The sequence below is a fragment of the Mycobacterium helveticum genome, from assembly GCF_007714205.1.
Classification (GTDB): domain Bacteria; phylum Actinomycetota; class Actinomycetes; order Mycobacteriales; family Mycobacteriaceae; genus Mycobacterium; species Mycobacterium helveticum.
On the sequence record NZ_VMQU01000054.1, the window covers coordinates 26493 to 34405 of the forward strand.

Consider the following 7913-nt stretch of genomic DNA (forward strand, 5'->3'; position numbering starts at 1 on the left):
GCGTCAGCGGCTGGCCTCGGGCAGCACGACCTCGCCGACCCGCTCGAGGTAGGGCCACGCGATCTCGGGCGGCAGCCCGCCGCACAGCGGCGAGAGGTTGAGCATCTGACCCGCGCGGACCCGCGAAATCGCCTCCGGCACCGAGATGATCACGTGCGAGGCCGACGCGTCGCGCAACTCCTCGACGGTGTTCACGTGCGTGAATCCCGCCGTCGTCTCGTCCCCGGGATTCCAGGCGGCGTACATGCGCACATCGTGCAGCAGGTGCTCGCCGAGTTCCTTCCACGCCGCGTCGACGTCGTCGGCGACGAACACGACCGAGGCGGTGTCGCGGCCGGGAAACATCGTCGGCCCGGGCTCGTGACCGTGCTCGCGGCACGCGGCCTCGTAGGCCTCCTGCATGCCGGGCGCGTTGGCGTTGCCCAGCATGCCCAGGCCGTAGCGGCCGGCGCGCCGCGCCGCGGCCACCGTGCCGCCGCCCCACAGCATCGCCGGCCCTCCGTCGGTCAGCGGCTGGGGTGTCACGGTGATCCGGCGCCCGTCCTCGACGACCGTTTCCCCGGCGAGCAGCCGGCGCAGCAGCGGCAGCTTCTCATCGGCGAGCCGGCCGCGCTCGCCGACGGTGAGGCCGAAGTGTTCGAACTCTTCGGGCCGGTAGCCCAGTGCCATCGTGTAGGAGGCCCGCCCGCCGCTGATGATGTCGAGGACGGCCATGTCCTCGGCCAGCCGCACGGGCTCGTAGAACGGCAGGATCAGGATCAGGTTCATGGCCAATCGCTTTGTGCGCGCGGCGATTGCCGGCGCCAGCATCATCGGCGACGGCAGGTAGCCGTCCTCGGAGCCATGGTGCTCACACAGCACGGCGGCGAGGCCGCCGTGCTCTTCGGCCCAGGCGCACATCTCGGGCACCGCGGCATACAGCGCGGCGGCGGGCGCACCCCAGGCCGGGGCGCGCATGTCGAAGCGCAAGGTGAACACGGCGACTCCTAGACGAATACGTGCCGGGGCAACGTGGCCGGGATATCGAGTGAACTTAGCAATCCCGGGGCCGCGTCGACGACATAGGGGATCGCGTTGACCACCCGCATCGCCGTGGCGGCCATGGCGGCGCGGCCGGCGCCGTGACCCGCGGCCTCCCCCAGCGTCATCGCGCAGTGGATGTCCGGGTCGCCCTCGATGTCGACCCGGTAGGTCGCGTCGAACTCCGATGCCGGCCAGTCGGGTGCCACGTCGCGGGCCATCCGGATGACGTGCTCGATGACGATGGCCTCGCGGCCGTTGACCACCCCGGCGGCCCGGGTGCGCACGGCGCCGCAGGTGCCCGCCCCGATGGTGCCGAACGCCACCTCGATGTCGCGGTCCGTCAACTCGCGGTCGAGGGAACCGTTGACCCGTTCCACTTCGACCCCAAGTCCGGCGGCGATCAGGTGTATCGGCGCTTGCCAGGCCATTTCGATGAAACCCGGCGTGGAGAGCATCGGTTCGAAATCCAGGGGGCGGCCGAAACCCATCCCGTCCGTCATGACGTCGGCCACCGGGTAATGGTCGTTGAGGGCGACCTCGCTGGCGGTGATGGTGCGGATGCTTTTCGACTGCGTCGTCATCAGCAGCGCGAGTTGGTCGCACGCGAACCCCGGAAAGATGCCCGAGACGTAGAACGACGCCCCGCCGGCCCGGGCGGCCGCCGCGAGTTGGTCGCGCCAGTCAGGGGCGAAGTACGACGGCGGGTGCACCAGGCTCGTCGACGACGTCGACACGACGTTGATCCCGGCCTCGAGCAGCCGCAGGTAGTCGGGCACCATGGCGCCGTCCCGCTCCGGACCGCTGGCCGCGTACACCACACAGTCGGGCTTGCAGGCGATCAGCGCGTCGGCGTCGTCGGTGGCCGGCAGCCCCAGCGGTGCACCACCCGCCAACTCGCCCGCATCCCTACCGACCTTGCCCGGCGAATGTACCCACACGCCAACCAGTTCCAGATCCGGCCGACGGCTGATGGCGTCGATCGCGATCGACCCCACTCCCCCGGTGGACCACACGACGGTGCGCAACGGCGGGTCTGACGACAACGGATTCTCCTTACTCGGCGTTGGCCCGCGCGGCGGCCGCCGCGGCGTGTTCGAGATACGGCCATGCGAGGTCGGGGGCGATGCCGCCACACAGCGGGTGCAGCGGCAGCGGGTGGCCGCCGCGCACGTAGTCGGTCGCCTCGTCCGAGGTGAAGATGCGGTAGGGGCCGCCTTCTTCGCGCAGCGCCGCCACGCTGTCGGCGCGGGTGATACTGGCAACGGAGTGGTCTTGGGTGCGGTAGGACGCCGCGGTCCGCGCGTCGTGCAACAGGTGCGGCCCCAGTTCCCGCCACGCCGCGTCGATGTCGTCGCCCACGAAAACTGCTGTCGGAACGCTTGGTTCGGGGAACTGAACGATACCGGGCTCGTGCCCGTGCGCACGGCATTGCGCTTCGTAATACTCTTGCAGACCGGGCGAGGCCGTCTGGGAGATGAATCCCAGCCCGTAACGCCCGGCCCGCCGCGCCGCGGCCCTGCTGCCGCCGGCGATCAGCGCCATCGGCCCGTCGGGCGACGCACATCGAGGGGTGACGCGCACCGTGCGACCCCGGTATTGCACGGCCTCGCCGCGCACCAGCGGGCCCAGCACGGCCAGCGTCTCGTCGGCGAGCCGACCGCGGGTGGTCATGTCGATGCCGAAGTGGTCGTATCCCTCGCGTCGATGCCCGACTCCGAACGCGTAGGAGACCCGTCCGCGACTGATCAGGTCCAGCACGCTCATCTCCTCGGCGAGCCGCACGGGATCCCACAACGGAATCGGCACCGCGGCCAGCAGGATCGCCAGGTCGCGGGTCCTGGCCGCGATCGCCGCAGCCAGTGTCAGCGGTGCGGGCAGATGCCCGTCCTCGGCGCCGTGGTGCTCGGAGAGCACGGCCAGCAGGGCACCCCGGGTTTCGGCCCACGCGCACATCTCGATCGCCGCGGCGTAGAGATCGGCGGCCGGCCCGGCCCACGCCGGGGCGCGCATGTCGAACCTGAGCGTGAACATCAGCGCCCGCTCCCGCGCCGGGGCGACGTCGTCGTCACACCCCGCAGACTAACCTAAGATTTGTTCATTAGGATAGTGCTTGCTCTCTTAAACCCTTGACCGTGCGGACCGGCGGCTGCTAGCTTCCGAATCGAACGTTGGGCAGCGGCCTTTGTAAATAGAACGGCCGCTTCAGCTTTCATCACGCATGCGACCGAGGAGGACGACGATGCCGGCTCAGCGGGTGGTGGTGTGGGCGACGGGCGGCATCGGATCGATCGCCATCAACGCCATCCGGCGGCGACCCAACCTGGACCTGGTCGGTGTGTGGGTGCACTCGCAGGACAAGGTCGGCAGGGACGCCGGGGAGCTCGCCGGCGGCGAGCCGATCGGCCTGAAAGCCACCGACGACGCCGACGCGCTGATCGCCCTGAAACCCGACTGCGTGATCTATGCCGCCAGCGGCCCGGAACGCGACGCGCTGGCCATCCCCGACTACGCCAGGCTGCTCGAAGCCGGGATCAACGTCGTCACCACCAGCACCACGCGCCTGGTCAATCCGCACGCCTATCAGCCCGCGGAGTGGCACGACCAGTTGGCCGCCGCGGCCAAACAGGGTCAGGCGTCGCTGTACGCGTCGGGGATCGAGCCGGGCTTCGCCGCCGACTACCTGCCGCTGGTGCTGTCCACCCAGTCGGCGTCCATCGAGAAGATCCACGCATTCGAGATCGGCCTGTACGACGACTACGGCGTCCCCGACATCATGAGCGACGCGTTGGGCTTCGGGCGCCCGCTCGACTACCAACCCTGGATCGGCTTTCCCGGTGCGATCGCCGGCGAATGGCAGGGCCAGATCCGGTTGATCGCCGACGCGCTCGGCGGCGAGGTGCAGGAGGTGCGCGAGCGTTTCGACCGCGCGGTCACCCACCGGACCCTGAACGTCGCGATGGGCACCGTCGAGGCGGGAACGTGCGGCGCGCTGCGGATGCAGGCCATCGGGGTGGTCGACGGCCGCGAGGCCATCGTCATCGAACACGTCACGCGACTGGCGCACGACGTCGCCCCCGACTGGCCGACCGGGATCGGCGACCTGTCCTACCGCATCGTCATCACCGGCGACCCCGACATCGACTGCACCCTGGCGGCGACGCTGAAGGATCCCCGCAGGGCCGGGATCGCGGGCATGACCTCCGGAGCCGGCGCGATGGTCGCCACCGCGATGCGCGTCGTCAACGCCGTCCCGTATGTCGTTGCCGCAGAACCGGGATTGCTCAGTTCGCTGGATCTGCCGTTGACGATCCCGCAGCACGCGCTCGTCACCTAACCTGCGGGAGTGACGTCCAACCCGCTCGAAGAACTCACGCTCGCCCGGCTGCAGCGGCGCACCAGCATGAAGTGGCGCACGCATCCGGCCGACGTGCTGCCCCTGTGGGTGGCCGAGATGGACGTGCGGCTGGCCCCGACGGTGGCCGACGCGCTGCGCGCGGCCATCGACGACGGCGACACCGGCTACCCGTGCGGCACCGCTTTCGCCGAGGCGGTCAGCGAATTCGCTTCCCGCCGTTGGCAATGGCACGACCTGGCGGTCGCCCGCACCGCACTGGTCCCGGACGTCATGCTCGGTGCCGTCGAAGTGCTGCGGCTGGTCACCGACCGCGGGGACGCCGTCGTCGTCAACCCGCCGGTCTACGCCCCGTTCTTCGCGTTCGTCGCGCACGACGGCCGCCGCGTCGTGGAAGCGCCGCTGGGCGCCGACGGCCGCCTCGACCTGGACGCGCTGGCCGAGGCCTTCGCGCGGGCGGGGGCGTCGGGCGGCAAAGTCGCCTACCTGTTGTGCAACCCGCACAACCCGACCGGAACCGTACACACCGTCGACGAATTGCGCGGGGTGGCCGAGCTCGCCCGTCGGTTCGGCGTCCGGGTGGTCTCCGACGAGATCCACGCCCCGGTGATCCTGCCGGGGGCGCGTTTCGTCCCGTATCTTTCCGTCCCCGGTGCCGAGGACGCGTTCGCCCTGATGTCGGCCTCCAAGGCGTGGAGCCTCTCGGGGCTCAAGGCGGCCCTGGCGATCGCCGGCCCGCAGGCCGCGGCGGACCTGCGCCGGATGCCCGAAGAGGTCAGCCACGGGCCCAGCCACCTCGGCGTCATCGCGCACACCGAAGCGTTCCGGAGCGCAGCCGACTGGCTCGACAGGCTGCTGCGCGGACTGGACGACAACCGGCGGTTGCTCGCTGACCTCGTCGCCGAGCACCTGCCCGCGGTGAGATATGCACCGCCGCAGGGCACTTATCTCGCCTGGCTGGATTGCCGGCAACTCGGCTGCCCCGAGGAGATCGGCGACGGCCTCGCGGTGGTGGCCGACCTGGCCGGGCCGGCCCGCTGGTTTCTCGACCACGCCCGCGTCGCGCTCAGTTCCGGCCACGTCTTCGGGACCGGCGGCACCGGGCACGTGCGGTTGAACTTCGCCACCTCGCAAGCGATCCTCGTCGAGGCGGTGTCGCGGATGGGCCGGGCGCGGCGCGATTCGCGGTAGCCGCGTCAGCCAACCAGCGCGGTCCGCGCGCGCCGCACCGCGCCGTCGTCGACGCCGGCGGCGTCGAGGAACCCGCGCAGCGAGCCGTACCGGTCGTCGATGGTCTTGCGGGCGGCCGCGAGGTATTCCTCACGCACACCGAGCACCTGGTCGGGCAGCCGGCCCCGCACGTAGTCGAGGATCTCGGGAGTCACGCTGTCGCTGCGCGCCTCGACGGTGCGCAGGATGCGTTCGCGCAACATCGGAACCGAGTCGTTGCTGGCCAGGAAATCGGCTTTGATCAGGTCGTCGTCCACCCCGACGGCTTCCAGCACGACGGCGACGGCCAGACCGGTGCGGTCCTTGCCGGCGAAGCAGCTGACCAGGACCGATCGCGTGTCGCCGATCATCCGGATGACCTGCCCCACCGCCGCGCGGGTGCCGGGCAGGGCCGAAAACCGTTCGTACTCCTCGATCATGAACCGGCGTGCGGCCGCGACCGGCTCCTCGTCGTCGGGCTTGTCGGTGAGCATCCGCTCGAAAGCCTGTTCGTGCGGTGCGGCGTGCTCGCCGTCGAACGCGAGCCGATGCACCACGACACCCTCGGGCACGGCACTGCCGCCGTGGCGCTCCACCTCGGTGATCGACCGCAGGTCGGCCACATCGGTGACCCCGAGGCGCCCCAGCGCCGCGCGGCCGGCGGCGTCCAGCGCGCTCAGCTCGCTGGACCGGAAGAAACGGCCGGGACGTATCCCCGTCGCCAGCGCGACATCCCGGCAGTTCCACGCGCCGGACACGTCGGCGGTCATCGCGGCCGGCCTATTCGAGAGATCCGTGTCGTCCATGTTGCTCGCATCCTAGTAAAGCGCCGATCGGCACCGTCGTTCTCATCTGCATAGACAGTTGACGTGAACGGGCGGTGTCGAGTTTTGACGGCCCCGTCAAAGCCTTTCCGCCGGCCGATGAGAGCGCCGGCGAAAAACTTCTACTGGACGAATTCGCGTCGCGGGGAGAGGCTTGCAATGGTGTCCGCCCCCCGGAGGTGCTGAATATGCATGTGCTGCGAACCCCCGACTCGCGATTCGAAAACCTGGAGGGCTATCCGTTCGTAGCGAACTACCTCGACGTGACGGCGCGCGACACCCGGCCGCTGCGGATGCACTACCTCGACGAAGGCCCCGTCGAGGGGCCGCCGATCGTGCTGCTGCACGGCGAGCCCACCTGGAGCTACCTGTATCGGACAATGATCCCGCCGCTGACCGAGGCGGGGTACCGGGTGCTCGCGCCCGACCTGATCGGTTTCGGCCGTTCCGACAAGCCCAGCCGGGTCGAGGACTACACCTACCTGCGCCACGTCGAGTGGGTGACCTCGTGGTTCGAGCTGCTCAACCTGAGGGACGTCACGCTGTTCGTGCAGGACTGGGGTTCGCTGATCGGGTTGCGCATCGCCGCCGAGCACGGTGACCGGATCGCGCGGCTGGTGGTGGCGAACGGATTTCTTCCCACGGCCCGGCAGGGCACCGCTCCCGCCTTCTACGCGTGGCGCGCCTTCGCGCGCTACTCCCCCGTGCTGCCCGCCGGCCGCCTGGTGGGCGTGGGCACCGTCCGCCGGGTTCCTGCCAAGGTGCGGGCGGGCTACGACGCACCCTTCCCCGATAAGGCGTATCAGGCCGGGGCCCGGGCGTTCCCCCAGTTGGTGCCGACCTCGCCCGACGATCCCGCCGTTCCGGCCAACCGTGCCGCCTGGGATGCGCTGGGCCGCTGGGAGAAGCCCTTCCTCGCCGTGTTCGGATCCCGCGACCCGATCCTGGGGCGTGCCGACCGCCCCCTGATCAACCACATTCCCGGCGCCGCGGGCCAGCCCCACGCCCGCATCAACGCCAGCCATTTCATCCAGGAGGACAGCGGACCGGAACTGGCCGAGCGCGTCCTGTCCTGGCAACAGGCGATCCACTGAGGAGACGTCAGCGCGTTGCGCAAACGGCTGCAATACCGCCTGCTCGCAATCGGTTTGGTGACCGCGGACGAGGGCGCGTCAGCCGGTGACGGCCAGTACGGCCGCGGCCAGCTCGGGGCGGCACACCACCAGGTCCGGCAGCTTGGGGTCCGGCTGGTTGTAGGCCAGCGCCGACCCGTCGATGCGGGACGTGTGCAGGCCGGCCGCGCGGGCCACCGCCACCGGGGCGGCCGAGTCCCATTCGAACTGGCCCCCGGCGTGCACGTACACGTCGGACAGACCCTGCACGATCGAGGCCACCTTGGCTCCGGCGGAACCCATTTCCACCAGGACACCGTCCAGTGCGTCGCGGACGGCCAGCGCGATGGCGGGCGGGCGGGTGCGCGAGACCACGATGCGCGGCTGGTAGGT

General features: G+C 70.4%; 8 protein-coding genes. 3 read left to right on the forward strand and 5 right to left on the reverse strand.

The genetic code is table 11. From position 1 onward, the window contains the following. Positions 1-3 precede the first annotated feature (3 nt). The 3 genes from FPZ47_RS14145 to FPZ47_RS14155 are packed head-to-tail and all read right to left on the reverse strand — an operon-like array spanning position 4 to position 3054. On the reverse strand, positions 4-978 hold the full coding sequence (locus FPZ47_RS14145) for an LLM class flavin-dependent oxidoreductase (RefSeq protein WP_144952091.1): 975 nt from the start codon (positions 976-978) through the stop codon (positions 4-6). Between the two features lie 8 nt (positions 979-986). Beyond that, a complete protein-coding gene (locus FPZ47_RS14150; RefSeq protein ID WP_144952089.1) occupies positions 987-2066 on the reverse strand; it encodes an NAD(P)H-dependent amine dehydrogenase family protein in 1080 nt (359 codons plus the stop codon). A gap of 10 nt (positions 2067-2076) precedes the next feature. Further along, on the reverse strand, positions 2077-3054 hold the full coding sequence (locus FPZ47_RS14155; protein WP_144952087.1) for an LLM class flavin-dependent oxidoreductase: 978 nt from the start codon (positions 3052-3054) through the stop codon (positions 2077-2079). 208 nt (positions 3055-3262) lie between these two features. Between FPZ47_RS14155 and FPZ47_RS14160 the strand changes: the two genes are divergently transcribed. Together FPZ47_RS14160 and FPZ47_RS14165 are read left to right on the forward strand one after the other, a co-directional pair. Beyond that, on the forward strand, positions 3263-4357 hold the full coding sequence (locus FPZ47_RS14160) for an NAD(P)H-dependent amine dehydrogenase family protein (RefSeq protein ID WP_144952085.1): 1095 nt from the start codon (positions 3263-3265) through the stop codon (positions 4355-4357). A gap of 9 nt (positions 4358-4366) precedes the next feature. Then, on the forward strand, positions 4367-5566 hold the full coding sequence (locus FPZ47_RS14165) for a MalY/PatB family protein (RefSeq protein ID WP_144952084.1): 1200 nt from the start codon (positions 4367-4369) through the stop codon (positions 5564-5566). A gap of 5 nt (positions 5567-5571) precedes the next feature. On the opposite strand, the gene FPZ47_RS14170 is transcribed toward FPZ47_RS14165, so the two are convergent. After that, positions 5572-6390 (reverse strand): tyrosine-protein phosphatase, encoded by an 819-nt coding sequence (locus FPZ47_RS14170; protein ID WP_246133416.1) that lies wholly within the window; start codon positions 6388-6390, stop codon positions 5572-5574. A 206-nt stretch (positions 6391-6596) separates the two neighbouring features. Between FPZ47_RS14170 and FPZ47_RS14175 the strand changes: the two genes are divergently transcribed. Next, complete coding sequence (locus tag FPZ47_RS14175) at positions 6597-7502, forward strand: haloalkane dehalogenase (protein WP_144952081.1); 906 nt, start codon at positions 6597-6599, stop codon at positions 7500-7502. A 78-nt stretch (positions 7503-7580) separates the two neighbouring features. On the opposite strand, the gene FPZ47_RS14180 is transcribed toward FPZ47_RS14175, so the two are convergent. Then, positions 7581-7913: inositol monophosphatase family protein (locus FPZ47_RS14180; protein WP_282593866.1), on the reverse strand; the 333-nt coding region annotated here is incomplete at its 5' end.